General features: G+C 59.1%; 20 protein-coding genes. 7 read left to right on the forward strand and 13 right to left on the reverse strand.

The features are described from left to right. The first annotated feature begins 9 nt into the window (after positions 1 to 9). Together FHS81_RS15325 and FHS81_RS15330 are read left to right on the forward strand one after the other, a co-directional pair. The gene (locus tag FHS81_RS15325; RefSeq protein WP_183754415.1) at positions 10 to 3153 is read left to right on the forward strand and encodes an efflux RND transporter permease subunit; all 3144 of its coding nucleotides are present in this window, start codon (positions 10 to 12) and stop codon (positions 3151 to 3153) included. 122 nt (positions 3154 to 3275) lie between these two features. Further along, the gene (locus FHS81_RS15330) at positions 3276 to 3656 is read left to right on the forward strand and encodes a tRNA-binding protein (protein ID WP_183754417.1); all 381 of its coding nucleotides are present in this window, start codon (positions 3276 to 3278) and stop codon (positions 3654 to 3656) included. Here FHS81_RS15330 and FHS81_RS15335 read toward each other — a convergent pair. Genes FHS81_RS15335 through FHS81_RS15345 form a run of 3 tightly spaced genes read right to left on the reverse strand, consistent with a single transcriptional unit; the run spans position 3650 to position 6511 of the window. Beyond that, positions 3650 to 4447, reverse strand: a complete 798-nt coding sequence (locus tag FHS81_RS15335; RefSeq protein ID WP_183754419.1) for an ABC transporter ATP-binding protein — start codon at positions 4445 to 4447, stop codon at positions 3650 to 3652. The genes FHS81_RS15330 and FHS81_RS15335 overlap by 7 nt on opposite strands. Then, positions 4444 to 5508 carry a FecCD family ABC transporter permease gene (locus FHS81_RS15340; protein ID WP_183754421.1) on the reverse strand — a complete coding sequence of 355 codons (1065 nt, stop codon included), beginning with the start codon at positions 5506 to 5508 and terminating at the stop codon, positions 4444 to 4446. Before FHS81_RS15340 ends, FHS81_RS15335 begins: the two co-directional genes overlap by 4 nt. A gap of 13 nt (positions 5509 to 5521) precedes the next feature. After that, positions 5522 to 6511: an energy transducer TonB gene (locus FHS81_RS15345; RefSeq protein WP_183754423.1), complete on the reverse strand. Its 990-nt coding sequence runs from the start codon at positions 6509 to 6511 to the stop codon at positions 5522 to 5524. A 481-nt stretch (positions 6512 to 6992) separates the two neighbouring features. On the opposite strand from FHS81_RS15345, the gene hemH reads away from it, so the two are divergent. Both hemH and FHS81_RS15355 read left to right on the forward strand, forming a co-directional pair. Further along, positions 6993 to 8057 carry a ferrochelatase gene (gene hemH / locus FHS81_RS15350; protein ID WP_183754426.1) on the forward strand — a complete coding sequence of 355 codons (1065 nt, stop codon included), beginning with the start codon at positions 6993 to 6995 and terminating at the stop codon, positions 8055 to 8057. Between the two features lie 95 nt (positions 8058 to 8152). Continuing rightward, complete coding sequence (locus tag FHS81_RS15355) at positions 8153 to 9142, forward strand: KpsF/GutQ family sugar-phosphate isomerase (protein ID WP_183754428.1); 990 nt, start codon at positions 8153 to 8155, stop codon at positions 9140 to 9142. Between the two features lie 39 nt (positions 9143 to 9181). On the opposite strand, the gene FHS81_RS15360 is transcribed toward FHS81_RS15355, so the two are convergent. Further along, on the reverse strand, positions 9182 to 10048 hold the full coding sequence (locus FHS81_RS15360; protein ID WP_183754430.1) for an isocitrate lyase/PEP mutase family protein: 867 nt from the start codon (positions 10046 to 10048) through the stop codon (positions 9182 to 9184). Between the two features lie 65 nt (positions 10049 to 10113). On the opposite strand from FHS81_RS15360, the gene FHS81_RS15365 reads away from it, so the two are divergent. Continuing rightward, positions 10114 to 10308 carry a hypothetical protein gene (locus tag FHS81_RS15365; protein WP_183754432.1) on the forward strand — a complete coding sequence of 65 codons (195 nt, stop codon included), beginning with the start codon at positions 10114 to 10116 and terminating at the stop codon, positions 10306 to 10308. A gap of 474 nt (positions 10309 to 10782) precedes the next feature. Here FHS81_RS15365 and FHS81_RS15370 read toward each other — a convergent pair whose 3' ends face one another. The 5 genes from FHS81_RS15370 to FHS81_RS15390 form a co-directional block, all read right to left on the reverse strand. Further along, the gene (locus FHS81_RS15370; RefSeq protein WP_183754434.1) at positions 10783 to 11637 is read right to left on the reverse strand and encodes a tellurite resistance TerB family protein; all 855 of its coding nucleotides are present in this window, start codon (positions 11635 to 11637) and stop codon (positions 10783 to 10785) included. Between the two features lie 266 nt (positions 11638 to 11903). After that, positions 11904 to 13757, reverse strand: coding sequence for an ABC transporter ATP-binding protein (locus FHS81_RS15375; protein ID WP_183754436.1), 1854 nt, complete (start codon positions 13755 to 13757; stop codon positions 11904 to 11906). 62 nt (positions 13758 to 13819) lie between these two features. After that, positions 13820 to 14503 carry a class I SAM-dependent methyltransferase gene (locus FHS81_RS15380; protein ID WP_183754438.1) on the reverse strand — a complete coding sequence of 228 codons (684 nt, stop codon included), beginning with the start codon at positions 14501 to 14503 and terminating at the stop codon, positions 13820 to 13822. A 2-nt stretch (positions 14504 to 14505) separates the two neighbouring features. Further along, complete coding sequence (locus FHS81_RS15385; protein WP_428982459.1) at positions 14506 to 15702, reverse strand: glycosyltransferase family 4 protein; 1197 nt, start codon at positions 15700 to 15702, stop codon at positions 14506 to 14508. A 13-nt stretch (positions 15703 to 15715) separates the two neighbouring features. Then, positions 15716 to 16438 (reverse strand): fused DSP-PTPase phosphatase/NAD kinase-like protein, encoded by a 723-nt coding sequence (locus FHS81_RS15390; protein WP_183754442.1) that lies wholly within the window; start codon positions 16436 to 16438, stop codon positions 15716 to 15718. Between the two features lie 192 nt (positions 16439 to 16630). Between FHS81_RS15390 and FHS81_RS15395 the strand changes: the two genes are divergently transcribed. Then, positions 16631 to 17260, forward strand: coding sequence for a GNAT family N-acetyltransferase (locus FHS81_RS15395; protein WP_246375060.1), 630 nt, complete (start codon positions 16631 to 16633; stop codon positions 17258 to 17260). Between the two features lie 221 nt (positions 17261 to 17481). After that, positions 17482 to 18024 carry an inorganic diphosphatase gene (gene ppa / locus FHS81_RS15400; RefSeq protein WP_183754444.1) on the forward strand — a complete coding sequence of 181 codons (543 nt, stop codon included), beginning with the start codon at positions 17482 to 17484 and terminating at the stop codon, positions 18022 to 18024. Positions 18025 to 18136: 112 nt separating this feature from the next. Here the strand turns inward: ppa and FHS81_RS15405 are convergent, their stop codons facing one another. Genes FHS81_RS15405 through mnmG form a run of 4 tightly spaced genes read right to left on the reverse strand, consistent with a single transcriptional unit; the run spans position 18137 to position 22486 of the window. After that, positions 18137 to 19027: a ParB/RepB/Spo0J family partition protein gene (locus tag FHS81_RS15405; protein WP_183754446.1), complete on the reverse strand. Its 891-nt coding sequence runs from the start codon at positions 19025 to 19027 to the stop codon at positions 18137 to 18139. A gap of 48 nt (positions 19028 to 19075) precedes the next feature. Further along, positions 19076 to 19921 (reverse strand): ParA family protein, encoded by an 846-nt coding sequence (locus FHS81_RS15410; protein WP_183754447.1) that lies wholly within the window; start codon positions 19919 to 19921, stop codon positions 19076 to 19078. After that, a complete protein-coding gene (gene rsmG / locus FHS81_RS15415; protein ID WP_183754450.1) occupies positions 19914 to 20585 on the reverse strand; it encodes a 16S rRNA (guanine(527)-N(7))-methyltransferase RsmG in 672 nt (223 codons plus the stop codon). Before rsmG ends, FHS81_RS15410 begins: the two co-directional genes overlap by 8 nt. Next, positions 20582 to 22486 carry a tRNA uridine-5-carboxymethylaminomethyl(34) synthesis enzyme MnmG gene (gene mnmG / locus FHS81_RS15420; RefSeq protein ID WP_183754452.1) on the reverse strand — a complete coding sequence of 635 codons (1905 nt, stop codon included), beginning with the start codon at positions 22484 to 22486 and terminating at the stop codon, positions 20582 to 20584. The genes rsmG and mnmG overlap by 4 nt, the downstream gene beginning before the upstream one ends. Positions 22487 to 22603 lie beyond the last annotated feature (117 nt).

Below are 22603 nucleotides of genomic sequence, written 5' to 3' on the forward strand. Positions count from 1 at the left end.
GCGCGATCCATGCCCAGTTTCTTCATTGATCGCCCCGTCTTCGCATGGGTGGTGGCGATCTTCATGGTGCTTGCGGGCGCAATCGCCATTCCGATGCTGCCCGTGTCGCAGTATCCGGAAGTCGCTCCGCCTCAGGTCGAGATTTCGACTGTATATCCGGGCGCCGCGCCCGACCAGATCTATGAGAGCGTCACCAGCCTGATCGAAGAGGAACTGAACGGCGTTCAGGGCCTGCTTTACTTCGAGTCGACCTCTGACAGCACCGGCGCGGTGACGATCACCGCGACCTTCGCTCCCGGCACGGACATCAACTTCGCGTCCACGGAAGTGCAGAACCGCGTGCGGCGCGTCGAGCCGCGCCTGCCTCAAGCCGTTACCCAGCAGGGTATTCAGGTGGAACAGGCCAGCGCCGGCTTCCTGCTCGTCATCTCTCTTACCTCGACCGACGGCACCATGGACGCCATCGGCCTCGGTGACTTCCTCACGCGTAACGTGCTGAGTGAAATCCGCCGTGTCCCCGGCGTCGGCAAGGCCCAGCTCTTCGCATCCGAGCGCGCGATGCGTATCTGGATCGATCCGGAGAAGATGATCGGCCTGCAGCTCACCACGGCCGACATCACCAACGCCATTCAGGCGCAGAACGCGCAGGTGGCTGCCGGTCGTATCGGCGCACAGCCGAACCCCATCGACCAGCAGATTTCAGCAACCGTGCTGGTGCGCGGCCAGTTGACCACGCCTGAGGAGTTCGGCTCCATCGTGCTGCGCGCCAACCCGGACGGCTCGTCCGTGCGCCTGCGCGACGTGGCACGCATCGAGGTTGGCGGCGAGAATTATAACACGTCGTCGCGCTTGAACGGCAATCCCAGCGCGGCCATCGGCGTGCAGCTTGCGCCCGGCGCAAACGCCATGGCGACCGCGACGGCAATCGAAAGCCGCATGCAAGAGCTTGGCCACTTCTTCCCGGCCAATCTTGAATGGTCGATCCCCTACAGCACCGCGCCGTTCGTCGAAGTGTCGATCAACAAGGTGTTCCATACCCTGCTCGAAGCAGTGGGGCTGGTGCTTGTCGTTGTGTTCCTGTTCCTGCAGAACTTCCGCTATACGCTGATCCCCATCATCGTCGTGCCGATCGCGTTGCTCGGCACCTGTGCGGTCATGTTGGTGACGGGCTTCTCTATCAACGTGCTCACCATGTTCGCCATGGTGCTCGCCATCGGTATTCTGGTGGACGACGCCATCGTCGTGGTGGAGAACGTCGAACGTATCATGTCCGAGGAAGGGCTTCCCCCACGGGAAGCCACCCGCAAGGCCATGACGCAGATCACCGGCGCCATCATCGGTATTACACTGGTGTTGACGGCAGTGTTCGTGCCGATGGCCTTCTTCCCCGGCGCAGTGGGTGTCATCTATCGCCAGTTCAGTCTGACCATGGTGGTGTCGATCCTGTTCTCGGCATTGCTGGCACTGTCGCTGACGCCGGCCATGTGCGCCACCTTCCTCAAGCCGGTGGCCAAGGGACACCATGAGGAGAAGCGCGGCTTCTTCGGCTGGTTCAACCGCAATTTCGACAAGCTGACTCACGGTTACACCGGCATCGTCGGGTTCATGTCCCGGCGGGCGCTGCGGTTCATGGTGATCTACGCCCTGATATTCGGCGTGCTGGGTTACCTGTTCGTGCGGCTCCCCTCCGCGTTCCTGCCGAACGAGGATCAGGGTTACATCATCATCTCCATGCAGGGGCCGCCAGAAGCAACGGGCGGGCGCATGATGGAGGTGATCGAGACGGTCGAAAACATCATCAAGAGCGAGAAGGGCGTTGAAAATCTCGTGATGATCAGCGGCTTCAGCTTCGACGGTGCGGGCCAGAACGCGGCGCTGGCATTCGCCACGCTGAAAGACTGGTCGGAGCGCGGCGTCGAGGATTCGGCCGAGGCCATCGCCGGACGCGTGAATATGCAGCTCTTCGGCATCCGCGACGCAATCGCGTTCGGTCTGTCCCCGCCCCCGATCCAGGGTCTCGGCACGTCGGCCGGCTTCTCCTTCCGTCTGCAGGACCGTGCCGGACAGGGCCTGCCTGCTCTTGCAGCCGCCCGTGACCAGGTGCTTGCCGGCGCAGCCGCCAGCCCGATCCTGACCGGGGTTCGTGTGGAAGGCTTGCCGGATGCTGCTCAGGTCAACATCACCATCGACCGCGAGAAGGCGAATACGTTCGGCGTGACCTTCGCCGACATCAACCACGCGATCACGACGAACCTCGGTTCGTCTTACGTCAACGACTATCCCAACACCGGGCGCATGCAGCGCGTGACGGTGCAGGCCGAGCAGGACAAGCGCAAGCAAGTCGTCGACCTGCTGAACATCAACGTGCACAACGCGAACGGCGGCATGGTTCCGCTGTCGTCCTTCGCCACCGTGGAATGGCTGAAAGGCCCGGCGATGGTGGTGGGCTACAACGGCTACCCGGCTATCCGTATCTCGGGCGAGGCCGCACCCGGCTATTCCTCGGGTGACGCCATCGCCGAAATGCAGCGTCTCGCCGCCGAGCTGCCCGAAGGCTTCGGCTACGAGTGGACGGGACAGTCGCTGCAGGAAATCCAGTCCGGTTCGCAGGCGCCGTTCCTGATGGCGTTGAGCTGCCTGATCGTCTTCCTGTTCCTCGCGGCGCTCTATGAGAGCTGGTCCATTCCGGCAGCCGTGATGCTGGTGGTACCTCTGGGCGCGATCGGCTCGGTGCTGGCGGTGATGTGGCGCGATATGCCGAACGACGTTTACTTCACCGTCGGTCTGATCGCGATCATCGGTCTGTCGGCCAAGAACGCCATCCTGATCGTGGAGTTCGCAAAGGATCTCCACGCCGAGGGACGGTCGGTGATCGACTCGGCCATCGAGGCGGCGCATCTGCGCTTCCGGCCCATCATCATGACCTCGCTGGCCTTTACGCTGGGCGTGCTGCCGCTCGCCATCGCGTCGGGCGCCAGCGCCGGCAGCCAGCGCGCCATCGGCACCGGCGTCATGGGCGGCATGATCTCGGCAACGGTGCTGGCAATCTTCTTCGTGCCGGTGTTCTTCGTCTTCGTCTTGCGCCTGTTTGGCGAGAAGAAGAAGGCAAGCCCGGGGGGAACGGATCACGCCGCACCCTCCCCCGCCGAATGACGGGAAGTCTTGTCAGAGAACTCTTGTCAGAAAACCATTGCCCTGATTGACTGCTAAACACACTCCCGGAAACCAGCGGTTTCCGGGAGTTTTCATGAGACGAACACAAGGAAATCGAAACAATGACGGAAACGCCCCAGACTTCAGAAGCCACCGAACTCGCAGCCTCCAAACCGGAAGTCGCTTACGATGTTTTCGCCAGCCTCGACATCCGGGCCGGACGCATCGTGGAGGTTCAGCCGTTCCCGCGGGCGCGCAACCCTTCATACAAGGTTGCCGTCGATCTCGGCTCTCTCGGCATCCGCTGGTCGAGCGCGCAAATCACCAGCTACGCCGCGGATGAACTCGTCGGCACGCAGGTAGTCTGCATCACCAACTTCGCACCGCGCAATATCGCCGGCTTTCAGTCGCAGGTTCTGATTCTGGGTGTGGCCGATGAAGCCGGAAACGTCATCCTGTTGAGCCCCCGCTCCGAGGTGCCCAAGGGAAATCCAGTTTATTGAGGCATCGGCGGGGCGGCGACAGCCCGATCCGTCAGCACGATGGGGAAGCCGCGGGAGCAATGCTCCACCCTGCCCTCAATCCCATAGGCGCGGCGCAGCAGTCCGGCATCCATCACGACATCCGGCTGTCCAGCCGCCAACAGCCCGCCGCCGCCAAGCACGATGAGCTGATCGCAAAAACGCAGTGCGAGGTTGATATCGTGGATCGCCATCAGGCAGATCACCTTGTCGTCGCGCGTGATGGTGCGCACCGTTTCCAGCACGTTGAGCTGCCAGCGCAAATCCAGCGCGCTGGTGGGTTCGTCGAGCAGCAGAAGCGGTGGCTTGCGCACCAGCACCTGCGCCAGTCCCACCATCTGACGCTGGCCGCCGGACATCTCGGACAGGCGGCGCAAGGCAATGTTACGCAGATCGAGCGCGGTGAAGACTTCGTCGACCATCCGCTCCGCTTCGGCGGTGGACAGATCGCCGCGCACCGCACGGAACGCGCTGGTGACTGCCTCATAAGCGACTAGGGATGTCGGCTGCGGCAGCGCCTGCGACAGGTATCCCACAAGGCGCACCCTGCCAGACAGGGGCAGGCGCGACAGGTCGGTGTCGCCCAGAAGAATGCGCCCGCTGGATGTCCGTAATCCGGCGATGGCCTTGAGCAGCGTCGATTTCCCGACAGCATTGGAGCCAACCACGGCCACTAGCGAGCCGGGCGGCAGAGGCCCGATGTCGAGATGGTTCAGAACCGGCTTGCGGCCGTAACCGACGCTGACATCCTCAAGTTTGAGCGAGCCGGTCATGCGCGCCTCCGCTGGCTGAGGATCAGCCCCATGAACAGTGGAATGCCCACCAGCGACGTAACAATACCAACCGGCAAAATGATGCCGGGAATAATCAGCTTGCTCGCCACCGACGACAGCGACAGCACGAGCGCGCCGGCAAGCGCGCTGCCCGGCAGATAGAAACGATGATCCTCGCCCAATGCCAGCCGCGCGATATGCGGCCCGACAAGCCCGATGAAACCGATGGTGCCGACGAAACACACGGCCACAGCCGCCAGCAGGCTGACCCGCAGCATGACCACAAGCCGCAGCCGCTCAACCGGGATGCCGAAGCTGCGCGCATGGTCTTCACCGCCGCGCAGCGCCGTCATCGCCCAGACCTGCGTCATCGACAGCGGCAGGCATAGCGCCAGCACCACCGCGACGATGGCGATCTTGTCCCATGTCGCGCGCGTCAGGCTGCCCATGTTCCAGAACACCACCTGCTGCAGCGCGTCGGTATTCGCGACGAACTGGATAAGCGCGGTCAGCGCATTGAGCACGAACACCATGGCGATGCCGAACAGGACGACGGTATCCACGGTTGCGCCGTAAAGGCGCGACAGCGCCTGGATCAACATTGTAGAGCCGACGGCGAAGATAAAGGCCCCCAGCGCGATGCCATAATTCTGATCGAGCCATGCTGGCAGCACGTTGAACACGATAACGACGGACGCGCCCAGCATCGCCGCAGCCGACACGCCGAGCGTGAACGGGCTGGCCAGCGCGTTGTTGAGCACGGTCTGCATCTCCGCACCCGCAAGGCCGAGTGCCGCGCCGACGAGAATCGCCATCAGCGCATAGGGCAAGCGCACGTCCCAGAGGATCACACTTTGCGACCGGGTGAGCGTGGACGAGTCGACAAGACCGCGCAGAATATCGCCAGCCGCGAGGCTCGATGTTCCCGTCGCGACATCGGCCAGGAACGAGAGTCCCAGCGTGACCGCAAGGCCGATGAGAATAGCCACCCGCGTCGCGACAAAGCGGCGGTATTGCAACGCCAGCCCGGCTGAGGAGGCGTCGTCACGGGATACGGTCATCGATGCTTCCAGTTCATCTCAGATCGAAACGCAGCGGCACGGTAATCGACATGCGGCCGCCGGGAAGCGAATCAGGGAATGGCGGGAATGGCGAGGCGCGCTGTATGGTGGCCTGCGCCTCCTGATCCAGCAACGGCGATCCCGTGCCGCCGACGAGGCGGTAAGACAGCACGCGCCCCGAGCGGTCGATGACGAACTGCACCCGTGCCACGCCCTGATCGCCGCGCACCCGTGCCGCAGCAGGATAGCGCTTGTGACGGTTGATATGCGCCATCAGGCTGCTGCGCCATGACGGCGGCGCAGCCGACAGGCTGGCCATGCCGCTGCCGGCAGACGGGGCGGCAGAACGCGGACCCGGCTGGCCGCGCGAGCTGGGCGGCGCGGTCGTGCGGTCAGCCTGCGGCCTGTCGCTGTTACGGCGCGGCTGTACCTTCGGCTTTTCCTGCTGCTTCTTGGGTTCGGGTTTTGGCTTCGGTTTGGCCTCGCGCTTCGGCTCGGGCTTGGGTTCCGGCTTTTCCTCGATCACGGGACGCGGAGGCGGCGGAGGCGGCAACGACACCGCCGCATCGGGAACTGGCGGAGTCTCGATCAACTCCGGCTCAAGCGGTTCAATCGGCTCCGGCGGAAGCGGCTCGGGAAGCGGTTCCGGCACAGGCTCCGGGATCGGCTCAGGTTCAGGGATGATCTCCGGCTCCGGTTCCGGCTGAACGTCCTCAATCGGCGGGGCATCATCAACCTCGGGCAAGTCCTCCATCGGCGGAGCCTGCTCCGCCAACGGGCCGGGGTCGGCATCATCCGAGGCCACCTCGGGGGCGCCGGCTGGCATAAGGTCGATCATCATGGCTGGCGGCGGTTCACCAGCCGGGGCTTCGGTCCTGTTCCAGGAATCGACAAGCGCCACCAACCCGCCGTGAACAGCCACCACAAACACGGCAGCCAGCCCCCAGCGCAGCAGTGCATTCCGGTCCGGTCCATCGTCATAATGAAAGGTTGAAACAGTCATCCCGCCGCCACTCGATACTTGTCAACGCATACCTGGGTACATTTGCCCGGGTAAACTTGCCCGGTACACTGATCCGGCATATTCGCCCGCTGGCGCGATGTCGGATCTTGCGACTTCGTGTCTCTTACGAGCTGTGTCCAGTTAAAGGGTCGGGCAACAAGTAACTGCCGGATGCTCAAGAATCAAGAAAAATTAACAAGCTATTTCAGAGCGTTATAAGTTTAGAAGCATAAAAGACTGATGAAAAAACACACTGTTCAAAAACAGTTACCGCCGTCGATGTTTCTTGCCGATAGATCGCTCGCCACTCAGTTCATGGTTGGAATAAGCGGAAATTGGCATTACAACCTCGTGATATTGCGCTTGATCTTGCCGACCATGCATTTTTTTCCGGCCTGTCGGTCGTGCGGCCGTGTCGGGGTATCATGTTCCTCCGGAAACCGCCTCGCGACCGACCGGACCAACGAAGCAGGGACATGAAATGGCTTCAGATGCTGTAATACCGCTCGCCTCCAGCGAGGGCTTTCCGGTTTTCAAAGGCGGACGCATCGGCGTTCTGTTGCTCAATCTGGGCACACCGGAGGCAACCGATTATCTGTCGATGCGTCGGTATCTGAAGGAGTTCCTGTCCGACAGGCGCGTGATCGAGATCTCGCGCCTCATCTGGTGGCCAGTGCTCAACCTGATCGTGCTCACCAAGCGTCCCGGCCCCAAGGGCCGCGACTACGACACGATCTGGAACAAGGAGCTCAACGAATCGCCGCTCAAGACCACCACCCGCTCGCAAGCCGAAAAACTCGCCCGCATCATCGACGAAGGCACCCCGGAATCTGCACCGTTGATCACCGTGGACTGGGCGATGCGCTATGGGTTCCCTGCCATCCGCGACCGGCTGAAAGTGCTGCAGGATGCAGGTTGTGACCGCATCCTGCTGGTGCCGCTCTATCCGCAGTATGCCGCCGCCACGACGGCGACCGCCTGTGACAAGGCGTTCGAGGCGCTGATGGCCATGCGCTGGCAGCCGACGATTCGTGTCAGCCCGCCATATTATGAGGATCCGGTCTATATCGAGGCGCTGGCGGCAAGCCTTCGCCAATCGCTGGCCGGGCTGGATTTCGAGCCGGAGAAAATCCTGGCCTCATTCCATGGCGTGCCAAAAAGCTACGTTCTGAAGGGCGATCCTTATCGCAGCCATTGCGAGCGCACGCATACCCTGCTTTGCGAGGCCATGGGCATGGCGCCGGACAAGCTGATGCTGACCTTCCAGTCGCGTTTCGGCACCGAGGAATGGCTGCGGCCCTATACGGACGAAACCGTGATCGCGCTGGCGAAAAGCGGCATCAAGCGCCTTGCCATCGTCACACCCGGCTTTTCCGCCGACTGCCTCGAGACGCTTGAGGAAATCGGGGAGGAAAACCGCGGCTACTTCGAGGAGAACGGCGGCGAGCAGTTCGCGGCTATTCCCTGCCTCAACGATTCACCCAAAGGGATGGATGTCATCAGCCATATCGTTCGCCGGGAGTTGCGCGGCTGGATCGATATCTGAAGCCATCGTCTGAAAGACTCCCGGCCGGCCTCCCATATTTGCGACTTGCGGGATTGCGGGCTACATATCCCGCTTTGCAGGAGAACCAACCGATTATGCCGGAAGCTCGTCAAGCGCCTGTTGACCCTCTCGTCTCTGCCATCGCCACCATCGACACCCAGCGCCGCGGTCTTGAGTTGCTCAACGAGGCGCTGTCGAACGGTCTTGCGGCTCCCTTCCGGGATGCCATTGCGCGCATCAGGAATGCGTCTGGCCGGGTGATCGTTACCGGCATGGGAAAATCCGGGCATGTGGGTCGCAAGATTGCCGCGACATTGTCGTCCACAGGCACGCCGGCCTATTTCGTTCACCCTTCCGAAGCCAGCCATGGCGACCTGGGTCAGATCCAGACCGATGACATCATACTGGCGCTGTCGTGGTCCGGCGCGACGGCGGAGCTGTCCGCCATACTGACCTATGCCAAGCGATTCGATATCCCGGTGGTGGCGATTACCTCGGATATCGAATCCGAGCTTGGCCGGGCAGCGGATGTCGGGCTTATCCTGCCGAAGGCGCAGGAGGCATGCCCCAACGGCCTCGCCCCCACGACATCGACCACGATGCAGCTCGTCATCGGCGACGCCATCGCGATTGCGCTCATCGAGGCACGCGGCTTTTCAGCGCAGGATTTCAAGATCTTCCACCCAGGCGGCAAACTCGGGGCGCAATTGCGCTTCGTTCGCGAGATGATGCACGCAGGCGAGCGGCTGCCGCTGGTGAAGGCCACGGCCTCCATGGCCGATGCGCTGGTGGAAATGAGCGCCAAGGGCCTCGGTTGCGTCGTGGTGATTCACGACGATGGCAAGCTGGCGGGAATCGTCACTGACGGCGATCTGCGCCGCCACATGACCAATGACCTGCCGGCGCATCCGGTTTCCGGTGTGATGACACGCGCCCCGAAGGTGATTGCGCCCGGAACGCTGGCCGGCGAAGCATTGCAGATCATCGAACGCACGAAGGTCAGTGCGCTGGTTGTGACCGATGAGGATGATCGCCCGGTCGGTGTGCTTCACATTCTGGACCTCGTGCGCGCCGGCACCGTATAGGCGTGCGGCACGCATCAGCATCACGCTGATTGATGGCGATCAATCCACTGCCGGACGCTTGCGCCCTTTGCGAATATCCTGACGGAAAAATTCGTTGATCTCCGTGAAGGGCACGGTTTCGCCAAGCGTCGAAAACGTGCCCTGGTTCGCGACTTCTTCCGCGGCACGCATAAAACCGCTCCACGCAGCACGGCACATTCCTGAGCCGCTGCTGAGCCAGCGCACACCCAGATCAGCATAGTTGCGGATGCTCAACCCGCATTCAGGCTCAACCACAATGCTGACGGGCCGCGGCGCAACCGCCCGCACGATGCTGAGGATAGCCTCCGGATCTGTAATGCCGGGAACGTGCACGCCCTCGGCGCCAGCCGCGACATAAGCCGTGAGGCGATCGATGATGCCAGACAGGGATTCCTGATGGTTGTTGGTCAGCCGTTCAACGCCGGCTATCAGCACGACACCTGTGCCGCTGCTGTCGATAGCTGCGCGTGCCGCGCGGAAGCGATCAACCGCCAGTTCCAGCGGATAGAACGGGCGCTGGTGATCCTGCGTCGTATCCTCGATCATAATGCCGGCGATGCCGGTCTCGATGCACAGAAGCACATTCCGCGCGACATCTTCCGGCTCGTTGGCGTAACCCGATTCAAAATCGGCCACCACGGGCAGCTCCGTCGCATTCACGATTTCGCGGATGTGGGCGAGCATTACGCCACGAGGGACGGCCCAGTCGGTATCGGGAAAGCCGTCGGCGAAGGCAATTCCAGCGCTTGTGGTTGATAGCGCCTTGAAGCCGAGATGCTCAAGATAACGGGTGCTGCCGACATTCCATGGATTGGGCAGCACGTAAGTACCAGATGATTCGTTCAGTTTGCGGAAGGTTCGGCGTCGTTCATGGATCGTGCTCATGACAGGCCCCCTGAACATTGCATCTGCAATATTGAGCCATCACCCGCGGCAGGCGCGTCCAGAGCATGGCCGGAAGCGCCGCATGGCGCAAAACTTATTTCCCGGCAAATAATTTGATGAGCGGCATTTTTTGCCGGATATTTATTTTTTTGTCTGATCGTCCTCACCTGTCCAACGTATCCCATGCACCGCAAAGCGGCATCGCCGACCTGCGCCAGAAAGCAGGCGCTGCGACATCTTGCAGGACCGCCCCGGCCTGATCGCGGCCGGGATTTCCCTTTCGAGATGCGGTTGTCGAACCGCAAGCAGCGAGGACAGACAGGACAAGGCCCACCCTTCGCCAAAGCGCATTTCGATCAGACGAGATCGTCCAATCGACAAGAAGTTGCCAGATTTTCAGGGTGCCGCGTCATGCGTGCGAAAAATCGCACTGCGCGCGCAATGCCATTGAATGGCATGCCATGGGCAAAGATTGCCCCGTGGCAAATCGGATACTGGCGTCATCGGTTTCTTCCCGGGCATTTATCGTGTGCCCGTTGTCTTATGTCCAATTTTGACACAATCTCTGGAACCGCGCCGGAAATCAACCGTCAAAGCGTTGCATTCGACGCTGCTCACGGTTGCGTGCAAGGAAGCCATACGGGCGAGCGGGACCATTATCCCCTCGCCCGCCAGATCAACATACGTGCCCGGCCCACACGCGGGCCAAGCATAACTGATGGTACAGCGCTGGTTTACGCCACGTCTGTTTTGGCACCTTCCGCGGCGCTGTCGATGTGCGCAACGAGATCCGGCGACAGGGAGAGCGCCTCGGCAAGCTCCGACAGGAACGCTTTTTCCTTCTGCGTATCAGGCTCGATGGCGAGACGGGCAGCGGTATAGATCTCGACTGCAAGCTCCTCGCTGGTCGCGGCGGAAGCAAGCTGGGTTATGGAGGCGGGATTGGCGAACTCGCTGTCGAGGAACTTCACGGCCTCCGGCTGGAAACCGTTGCTGCTGAGGCTGCCGACAATCCGGCCACGCTCTTCCGTATCGATATGACCATCGGATGCAGCAGCGGCGATGGTGGCGCGCAGCAGCACCAAAGCCGTATCCTGCGAGGCCGATTCAGCACCGAAAGGTGAGGATGCCGGCGGAGCTTCGACCCGCTCGCCGCCCGATGCCGCGACAGGCTGGCCACTCTTCCATGCATCATAGGCCTTGTATGCCAGGCCGCCGATAAGCGCGATGCCGCCGAGGCTGGCAGCCGACGACGTGACGGATTTGCCCGACGAGCGGTTGCCGATCAACAGGCCCGCAAGCCCACCCGCGACGGCGCTGGCAATATTGCGCCCCTGAGGCGTGTTCAAATATTCGCGCGCCTGAGCGATGAGGTCCGAACCCGCGTCAGCCACGGAACCGGGCTGACCAGCCTGCTTGCCTGTGAGCTGGCCGATGGCGCTGCCGAGCAGATCACCGATTCCGCCGGAACCCGAACCGAAAAATGGATTGTCAGCCGGCGCACTCGCCTGGCCCGAAGGAGCGCGGGTATCCGGACCCGCCGCGGCGGAGCCGATGAGCGCATCAAGTAGCTTCTTTGCATCAAGCATGAACAGCTCCTCTTTCAAGAGATTGTCCGGACGCCGCCGGATAGGCCCGGGAAAACGCCCCATCATGACAGAACCGGGCACACGTGCAGATCGTTCCGGCGATTTCCGAAGGACCAGCGCGTTCATGTCTCCGACTGCACGCACAGCGTAAGAGCAGGAGGCCGGTTTCACCAGTCATTTCTTTCATCAACTGGAAAATCTATTCTCGATATTGAAGCAAACCGTCACAATACCGCTAATTCAAATGAACACCCTGACATCCGAAATCATGGACCAATTGCACTCTCGATATCGTCCGTGAGTTGCAGGCGTTGCAGGCGGGCATAAATACCGCCCTCCGTGACAAGTTCTTCATGGGTGCCGCGTTCAACGATCTGGCCCTTGTCCATCACCAGAATGAGATCGGCGCGGCGAACCGTCGAGAGTCGATGCGCAATGACCAGTGTCGTGCGCCCCTGTGTGAGGCGGGCAAGCGCATCCTGCACAGCACGTTCGGCCTCCGCATCGAGAGCGCTCGTGGCCTCATCGAGCATCAGGATCGGCGCATCCTTCAGAATGGCGCGGGCGAGCGACACCCGCTGGCGTTCGCCGCCCGACAGGCGGGAACCGGCAGTGCCTACACGAGTATCGTAACCTTCCGGCAGGGCGACGATGAAATCGTGCGCGGCGGCAGCGCGCGCCGCAGCCTCGATATCAGCATCCGAAGCGCCGGGCTTGCCGAAGCCGATATTGGCGCGGATCGTGTCATCGAAAAGCACGACCTCCTGACTCACCACGACAACATGATCGCGCAGGCTGGCGAGTGTAACGTCACGCACATCCTGCCCGTCGATGAGCACCGCCCCCTCCGTGACATCATACAGGCGAGGCACCAGCGCCATGAGGCTGGATTTTCCCGATCCCGAACGGCCGACAAGCGCGGTCATCTTGCCCTGCGGCAGATCGACGGAAATACCATCGAGCGCCGTGACATCATGCCGATAACGGAATGAGACATCGCGAAACGCAATAGCCCCCGCCCCCGGCTGAAGCGCAATCGCGCCGGGCCTGTCGACGATGGTGGGTGGCACATCGAGAATATCGTAATAGCGGCGCAGCGCAGCCATGGCCTCCTGCACGATCGCATTGAGGTTGCCAATGGAGCGCACCGGCTGCGCCGCCATCAGCAGCGCCGTCACGAAGCCGGTAAATTCACCGACCGTGCTTTGACCTTCGACAATGCGCCAACCGATCAGCATCATCACCGCCGCGACAGCCACACCCCCGCCAATTTCCAGCAACGGATCAAGCCGCCCACGCGCATTGGCCGCCCTGATCTTCAGGTCGCGCACCGTATCGAACGCCTGCGCGGCCCGTCCCTTCAGATAGCCTTCAAGGCGAAAGATCTTCGCGACCTTGGCGCCCGACAGACTTTCGGACACCAGATTGGCCATCGCGCCCATTTCCTCTTGCGTGGAGGTGGCGACACGGCGCAGTTTCTTGCCAAGACGTGCCACCGGCTGGGCGACGAAAGGCGCGACGAGCGCTGCAACCAGCGTCAACGTCGGATCGATCCATAACATCGCACAGACAAGTGCAATGACCGTGGCGCCATCGCGCAGCAGCACGGTGAACAGACGCGTCAACGCCTCCTTGATATAGGCGAAATCGGTCGTAAAGCGCTGAGTCAGCGTCGCCGGGCTTTCCCGTCCGAGTTGCGCGAGATCGGCATCGATCAGATGCGCATACAAGGCCGTTTGCATATCTGCTTCGATACGCGCGATCACCTTATTGGTGAGCACCGTCTGCCCCAGAAGCGCGAACCCTTTGATGCTGGTGATGACGATAACGAAAATCGGCGCCAGCATGATGGCTCTCGCATCGCGGGCGGTGAAAGCATCATAGGCTTCCTTGATCAAAACCGGATAGAGCGCCGTCGCCCCGGCAATAATCGCAATCAGCACCAGCACGATACCAAGAGTAGCGCGGTGTGGTCGCACCCACTCCCGCCACAACCGGCGAATGGTGGGCACCGTATCTCCCCGCCTGAACGTCGCAGGCAGCAGCGATATCAGAAACCCTTTTGGAGCCGGATCATCGACCTTGAAAGGCTGGCGGGTGTTATGCGAATTCTTGCTCATCGTCGATCCGGTTGCGGACAAGCCCATCATACGGATGGAGCACACATGATTTATTAGCCGGGCTAAATATCAATTGTAGCCCGTTCACCCTTCAATGCCCAGACTTTGGAGACCTTGATCTCCGCATCCTCCAGCTCACGGGTGACGGGCACGCGGTAAGTTGCGAGCGGAACTAGCTTTTCGCGCGGCAGATAAGCCCGTCCCGGATCGCCGATCAATACGAGCGCACCCCGTTCCTGCAATTGGGCAAGCCACGCGATAACATTTGCAGCAATGTCCCGCTCGTAGCATATGTCGCCGGCCAGCACGACATCCCATCCCTCATCGCGCCCGATCAGGTTCTCGTGCCGAACCTTGACTGCCACATAATTAGCCGACGCATTGATACGGATCGCATCGATTGCAAACGCATCGATATCGACCGCTTCAACCTCGCGCCCTCCCGCTTTCGCCGCCGCAATGGCAACGAGGCCAGAGCCGGAGGCAAAATCCATCACACGCCGTCCAGATACGGTCTCGGGATGATCGAGAATATAACGGGCAAGCGCCTGACCACCCGCCCACGCGAATGCCCAGAAAGGCGGCGGCAAGCCGATGCTCCCCAGCTCCTCTTCGGTTTTATACCATAGGGCAGTTGCCTCATCGGCAACATGCAGACAAATTTCCGGGGCATGCGGCACAGGAGCAGCCCGCGTGTGGGCGTAAATAAAGGCCGAACGATCCGCAATCGTCTCGCCATTCGCCATCGTCAGCTCACAACTTTCTGCTGACCGGCAGCAAGCAGATTGGCGTACACGGCTTTTACCGTATCCATCACATGCCGCTCAGTGAAGGCATCCGCCACGCGCCGATGCGCGGCATCTCCCATCCTGCGAACGCTTTCCCTATCATTCGCCAGCGAAATAAATGCCTGAGCCAAAGCCTCCGGGTCATCCGGGGGAACGACGAAACCCTCGATACCGTTGCGGACGAGGCGACGGCATCCAGGCACATTCGTTGTCACGATGGCACGCCCGCAGGCACCGGCCTCTAACAATGTCCGCGGCAGCCCCTCACCGCCGCGCGACGGCAGGCAGGCGACATCGTGATTCCGCCAGACGCCGGCGACGTCTCGCGTCGGGCCATGCCAGGTGATGCCGGGCAGCGTATTCCACAGACGCAATGTCTCCTCAGGAACCGCTCTCGGATTTGAAGGATCTGGCGCGCCAAACAGGGACAAACTCACCGGCGCGCCCGCAGCTCTGGCCCGGGACAACGCTTCGACAGCCGTATCGATGCCCTTCGACCAAAGCATTCGTGCGACGACCGCAATCCGCAGATCGCCGTCGGTCGAAAGAGGGAAAACCGGAAACTGAGCCAGATTAACTCCCGCCCCACCAGCCAACGCAACCCTGCTGCCATCAGCGGGATCAAGCCCTAACGCAAGAGCATCGTCCTCGTTCTCGAACAGATAGCAGGTGCGCGGCCCGTCCCAGAAAATACGCCGAAACCCGCGAACCAGCCGACGCGCTGCATGCCCGACAAAATCCTGCCGCGCTCCCAGAAATCCAAGTCCGGTCAACGCATACACCGCAGCCGTATCGCGTGGCGCGGCAAACCCGCCCAGAATAATAGAGCGAAGCGCAATGCAATGCACGATATCGGGCTGCTCCTCGCGGAGCACACGTTTCAAATCCCGCAAGGCACGCAACACTGCAATCGGGTTGAGGCTTCTGCGCTCCGCTTCCAGCGCCACGACACGAGCGCCGACTGCCTCGATTGCAGCGCGATGATCGCGAACACGCGTGACCACGGTTACTCGCAATCCCATTTCCCTCGCAGCCCTTGCCATGGGCAGGAAATGTGAAACGAAGAACCAGTCCTCCGTCACCAGAAAAACGATATGCGGGCTTTTGCCGGTTTTTGTCAGATCCGTAGCGCCGGCCTGTTCCAAAGTGTTTGCCAATGGCGGATGCATTTCATTCCCGTTTCATGACACGATCAACGAGAAGGCCGGACCAGAACCCGGCCCGGAAGCGCGCCTTCAATTTATCCGGCTCATAAACCGTCTCGACCCATGTCAGGAAATCCAGACCGCCTGCCTGTCCCTCTTCCCGGTAAAGATCGAAGAATGCATCGAGTATGCCCGTTTTGGCAAAACGGAAGTGACCATAGCGCAAGGACAGCTGCTGCGATGCTTCATCGACCGATAATCCCTCATGCAGAATAAGGTAAAGCGCCGACATCAAACCCGCCCGGTCCGCACCCGATTTGCAATGCACGAGAACCGGATACTCCACAGTCTCAAACAGCTCCTTTGCCGCGCGGATCGTTTCCCGCGCCGGAGCTTCACGAGAGCGGACGATGAATTCCGTCAGGACGATGCCATGCTGTCGACACGCATCCCGCTGCAATGGCCATGAGCCGTGCTCACGGCCCCCGCGCAGATTGATTACGGTTTTGATGCCGCTATCGGCCATCCGTTTGATATCGGACGGAGACGGCTGGGCGGCGCGCCAGAACTTATCCGTAACCTTGTGCCGATTGAGATAGATCGCGCGGAATATTCCATGGTCGACAAACAGCATGTTCACATGGGCCCGAAGCCTCTCGCCCGGATCGGCGATGGGAGCATCCCAACGTTTGATCCGCGCCATACGCTTCGCATATCGGGTTTCGGGCTTCAAAAAACGGTTGAACACGTTGTTACAGCATCCAGCATTTCGCCCTGCCCTGCCGGATATCGCAGCCAACGCGACAAATCTTCCGACGGTGGCGAAAGGCGCACCTGACATCCATCAAGACTACGGCATAGCAGGCAGGGACCGACTTCACAACACGGCCACCGCACATAATCCCCGTGCCGCACCTCGAACCACTAGTCTGCAAAGTGATTGATTTTCATCAGTCAGCGGCACCGAGAGCGGGTTGTCCCCGATGTTAATTTCCATCCATGTAGTGGTCGCCATATGCTTTGCGTCTTGCAGCGCGCCATAAGGCCATCTAAACTTTCGCTTATGAATGAAGTCGTCATCAGCATCCGCCCCGCAAGACCGTCGGACGCAGAGTCACTGGCGGCGGTGCATGACGTCTCGTGGCGCGAAGCCTATCGCGGCATTCTTCCCGGCGTTGCGCTGGAACGGATGATTGCCTATCGCAGCCCCCGCTGGTGGCAGCGCAGTGCCGGGCGTTCCCGTAATCTGATCGTGCTTGATCTCGATAATCATATTGCCGGCTACGCCTGCTTCGGCGCCAGCCGCAATATGGCCTTGCCGCAACAGGGCGAAATCGACGAGTTGTATCTTGATCCCCTCTATCAGGGGCTTGGCCTCGGCACGCAGCTCTTCGCCACGGCTCGGCGCGAACTCGCTTCGCGGCGCTGCAAAGGACTGGTGACATGGGCTCTGCTGGAAAATGAGCGCGCTTGCCGATTCTATGAGCGCCTTGGCGGTCGGGTTGCAATGCAAGAAAATATCCACGTCGGTGGAAAGCAACTGGTAAAAGTTGCATATGTTTTTCCCTGAGAAGTGGCACTCAACCGAGAGTTTGCATTTTACCCTTAATTGCCAACTTTACTTTCCAGGTTCATGCTGTAGAAAGACGCGCCATCGTTTGTCAGCGGGTCGGCATCATGATATTTGCCGGCCAAATATCCCGCAGTGACATCGATACAAGTTCAAGGTTCGCGCGCCCGGCTTATTCTGGCCAGGCATCATCCGCTGTACTTCCAGCCAGGAGTTATATCATGATTCTCGACGCCATTCCGATTGGTAAGAACCCTCCCGAAGAGGTCAATGTCGTCATTGAAGTCCCGATCGGCGGAGAACCTATCAAGTATGAACTCGATAAGGCTTCCGGTACCCTGTTCGTCGACCGCTTTCTTTACACGCCGATGCGGTATCCGGGCAATTACGGCTTCATTCCTCACACGCTTTCGGGCGATGGCGATCCGGCAGACGTACTGGTCGTGAACACGCGCGCACTGCTCCCCGGCGCGGTGATTTCAGTGCGCGTCGTGGGTGTGCTGTTGATGGAAGACGAAGCTGGCGTTGATGAGAAGATCATCGCCGTTCCGTCGCCAAAGCTTACCCGCCGCTATGACCGTGTCATCAATCACACGGATCTGCCGGAGATTACGTTGCAGCAGATCGAGCACTTTTTCAGCCATTACAAGGATCTGGAAAAGAACAAGTGGGTGAAGATCCTGCGTTGGGGTGATGCCGAAGAGGCTCGCAAGCTTATTACTGAAGCCATTGATCGCGCTGCCGCTGAAAAAGCAAAAGACTGAGCTCGCTAAATATGTAGAAAAAAGCGGGGCGTTACTTTTGAAGTAACGCCCCGCTTTTTATTTAAGGCCTGAACTAACTGCCCATCCCGCTGTACTAAAATCCAGCGATCAATCAACCCCGCAGTCGCCGGCACAGACTGTCGAGTTGGTCCAGCGTTTTATAACGCAGCCGTACCTCACCGCCCTTCGATTTGTGAGCAATCAGAACAGATAGACCCAAGACCTCTTCGAGTGCCTGTTCCAAGGCCCGCGTATCTGGATCTTTCTCTGGACGCTGCTCGATAACAGCTTGGGATAGGCCATCTGTTGCCGTTCCTGCCTCGCGTTGAGCGATTTTCTCGACATCCCGAACCGTCAGACCCTGATCGATAATCTGCTGTGCTACCGTTTCCGGATCTTTCACGGCAAGAAGCGCTCTCGCATGTCCTGCTGATAACTGCCCGTCATTCACCAACTGCTTGATCGAGTCAGGCAGTTTCGTCAGCCGTAAGGTATTAGCAACGTGGCTTCGGCTCTTACCAATCGCCTGAGCGAGATCGTTTTGCGAGTAGTTAAACTCGGCAATAAGCTGCTCGTAACCGGCTGCCTCTTCGAGCGGATTAAGATCCGTACGCTGGACGTTCTCGATGATGGCAATTTCGAGGGCAACACGATCATCTGCATCAACGACGACAATCGGTACTTCGTGAAGATTGGCACGCTGGGCGGCACGCCAGCGTCGTTCACCGGCGATAATTTCGTAAACGTCCGCAACGTCAATAACCGCACGTACAACGATGGGCTGAATCAGTCCGCGTTCTCGGATAGATGCCGCCAGATCATCAAGCGCGTCAGTATCAAAAATTTTGCGAGGGTTACGTGGGTTTGCTCGTAAAAATTCGATGGGAACGCGCTGCAATCCAGTAGCCGCCGGACGTGCGCCCTCTCCAAATTCGCCACCAATGTCACCAATAAGTGCCGCAAGTCCGCGTCCAAGGCGGGAGCGGTTTGTTTCTTCTGCCATATTGCTCTCCATCGAGGTACGCGGCCAGGCTGTGCCGCATCCTGCACGTCACGCGGCGCGCAGAACCCGTTCCCGCTGAATAATTTCTGAGGCCAGCTTCAAGTAAGCCTGTGATCCGGCGCACTTCAAATCATAAAGCAAAACTGGTTTGCCATGCGACGGAGCCTCGGATACACGCACATTCCGCGGGATGATGGTGTCGTAGACTTTCGGACCCATAAACTCTCTTACATCGGCAACAACCTGAGTGGACAGATTATTGCGAGGATCGAACATCGTTAAAACGATCCCATGAATTCCAAGTCCCGGATTCAAAGATGCCCGAACCTGCTCCACTGTCTTCAACAACTGGCTCAGACCCTCAAGCGCGAAGAACTCGCACTGGAGAGGTACCAACACAGCATTGGCTGCAGTCAGCGCGTTAATCGTGAGCAAGTTGAGCGATGGCGGGCAATCGATCAGAACATATGTGAAGCCATTTGGCTGGATATCGCGACCAAGTTTATCAATCGCCTTGCTCAGCCGACGAACGCGATCCTTGCTGGAGGCGATTTCAAGCTCGACACCCAGCAGATCCAATGTCGATGGTGCCACAGCAAGTCCAGGAACAGATGTCTCTAACAGAGCATCTTCGAGTTTTGCCGTTCCAACCATGACATCGTAGGTGGAGATTTTGCGGCTTTGCCGATCAACACCGAGTCCGGTGGAGGCATTACCCTGCGGATCGAGATCAATGATCAGCACACGCTCACCAATGGCCGCAAGTGCCGTGCCAAGGTTGATAGCAGTCGTGGTCTTACCTACGCCACCCTTCTGGTTCGCCAATGCGAGCACACGAATGCTTCCGGAAATATGACCGTCCGTTTTAGGCGGCTGTTTCTTACCATCACTCATGATCGGTATCGCCCTCGTGAAATTCGCGAACGACCAGAATACGGCTGCGCGATTCAATCTTGCTAGGATAGTGATCCAATGTGAGTTTCCAGGATTTGGGAACTTTGGTCAATTCGCTCTCCCAGTCCTGACCCTTCGGAAACACACCAATTGCCCCATTTCTCAACAGGTCTTTCGACAAATCAAGCAAATCAGTCAATGGCGCCAGCGCCCGCGCGGTCACGACCTCTATATTTTCATTCAGTAATGCCGGAACAACGCTTTCAATGCGTTTGTCATGCACAATTGCTCGTGCCCCGGTAACGCGAATGGCATGGCGCTGAAATGCACATTTTCGGCCATTGCTTTCGATCAGATGAATGTTGCCTTCCCCGCGTTCAGCTAACAGCAGACCGATCACAAGTCCCGGAAAGCCAGCTCCCGATCCCATATCAACCCAGCGCTGCGCTTCTGGCGCGATAGAAAAAAGTTGCAAAGAATCGAGAATATGCCGCGTCCAAACATCGTCCAACGTGGAAGGCCCGACAAGGTTTTTGACCTTTTGCCAGCGGTGCAATTCCTGAACGAGAGCCACCAGACGATCACATGTTTCACGTGAAACGGGATAAACATCGTTCAGAAGGCCGAATATATGCGACAAATTCGCGTCGTTTCTTTCGATCATGCGGGTACTCGCTGGTCAACCGCGTTTGCCTCATTCTGAGAACGCCTCCGCCCGGATGCATAGCCGGCGAGAATAGCCAAAGCAGCAGGAGTGATCCCCTCAATACGCGCTGCCTGTCCGAGCGTAGCCGGGCGTACTGTCGACAGCTTATGTCTCAGCTCTCCGGACAAACCTGGCATCATTGTAAAATCAATATCCGCGGGCAATTTCAGCATCTCGTCGCGGCGGTACGTATCTATGTCGCTAACCTGTCGATCAAGATAGACCGCGTATGCAGCGTCGGTTTCCAGTCTTGAACGCAACCATTTCGGCATATTGGCGATGTCCGGCCATACAGATATCAACGTTTCTGCATTGATCTCTGGGTATGACAGGAGCTGAAAGGCGCTGCGCCGCTGCCCATCCCGATTGAGCGAAATACCATATCGGCCAGCTTCCTGTGGCGTCAGGGTCCATTCCATAAGGCGATCGCGCCATTCTGTTAGAGTTTTTTGGCGCTCCTGATGGATATCAGTGCGAACGGCTCCTACGCACCCCCACTCAATTCCCTTGCCAGTCAGCCTGTCATCAGCATTATCGACTCTAAGGCTCAGCCTATACTCAGACCTCGACGTGAACATTCGATACGGTTCACTGACGCCATGAGTAATAAGATCGTCGATCATTACGCCGATATAAGCATCAGCACGGTCCGGGCTTATGCCTTCATTACCAGCTGCAGCGCGAGCAGCATTCAAGCCCGCAATCAGCCCCTGCGCCGCTGCCTCTTCGTAGCCGGTCGTACCGTTGATCTGACCTGCCAGATAAAGCCCTTTTATCGCTCTCGTTTCGAGACTTGACGTTAAATGACGAGGATCGACGAAATCATACTCAATAGCGTATCCGGGCCGGACAATTTCGACATTTTCCAGACCCGGCATGGAGCGTATAAAAGCAGTCTGCACGTCTTCTGGCAATGATGTCGATATGCCATTCGGATACACGGTGTCATCGTCCAGTCCTTCGGGTTCCAAAAACACCTGATGACTGTCCCGATCTGCAAATCGAACGACTTTATCTTCAATGGACGGGCAATAGCGCGGTCCACGGCTTTCAATGACACCGCCGTAAAGCGGGGAGCGATGAATATTGCTGCGTATGATCGCATGTGTTTCTGAAGTGGTGCGTGTAATGCCACACGCAATTTGCGCATTTGGTAGGTTCTTTGTGAGCAATGAGAAAGGCTCCGGATCGTCATCTCCGGGCTGCATTTCCAGCACTGTCCAATCGATTGTCTTGCCATTCAAACGGGCCGGCGTACCCGTTTTTAGACGACCAAGCGTCAGGCCATGCCGTTCAAGCGTGGCTGATAAATGATCAGCCGGTTTTTCACCCATTCGACCGGCGCGAATTTGTTTATCGCCAATATGAATCAAACCACGTAAAAATGTACCCGTGGTGAGTACGACTGAACCGGCTGTGAGTTCGCGACCGTCACCGAGAATAACGCCTGTCACCCGACCTTGTTCAACGATCAAATCGGTTGCTTCACCTTCAATGACGTCCAGATTTTCGATGCCGAAGATCGCTTCCTGGACGGCCTTGGCATACAGCTTCCGGTCAGCTTGCGCACGAGGCCCGCGCACAGCAGGGCCTTTCCGTTTATTGAGCAGGCGAAACTGGATGCCGCCAAGATCTGCTGCCCGTGCCATGATACCATCGAGAGCATCAATTTCACGCACCAGATGGCCTTTCCCCAATCCACCGATGGCTGGATTACAGGACATCGCTCCGATCGTGGATGCATTATGCGTTATCAAAGCCACCGCTGCGCCAAATCTAGCCGCAGCAGCAGCGGCCTCAGTGCCTGCATGGCCACCGCCAATGACGATCACATCATAGCGGCTCTTGTCGCTGATCATGGTTTCCAAGTCTTTAAGGAAAAATTTTCTGAGCGTCACTCAAAGCAAGATGCAACGCATATTTCATCCTCACTATATAACATGCTTTGTGGCATTGAAACGGCAGGCTCACTCGAA

It is taken from the genome of Pseudochelatococcus contaminans, assembly GCF_014195635.1.
Taxonomy (GTDB): domain Bacteria; phylum Pseudomonadota; class Alphaproteobacteria; order Rhizobiales; family Beijerinckiaceae; genus Pseudochelatococcus; species Pseudochelatococcus contaminans.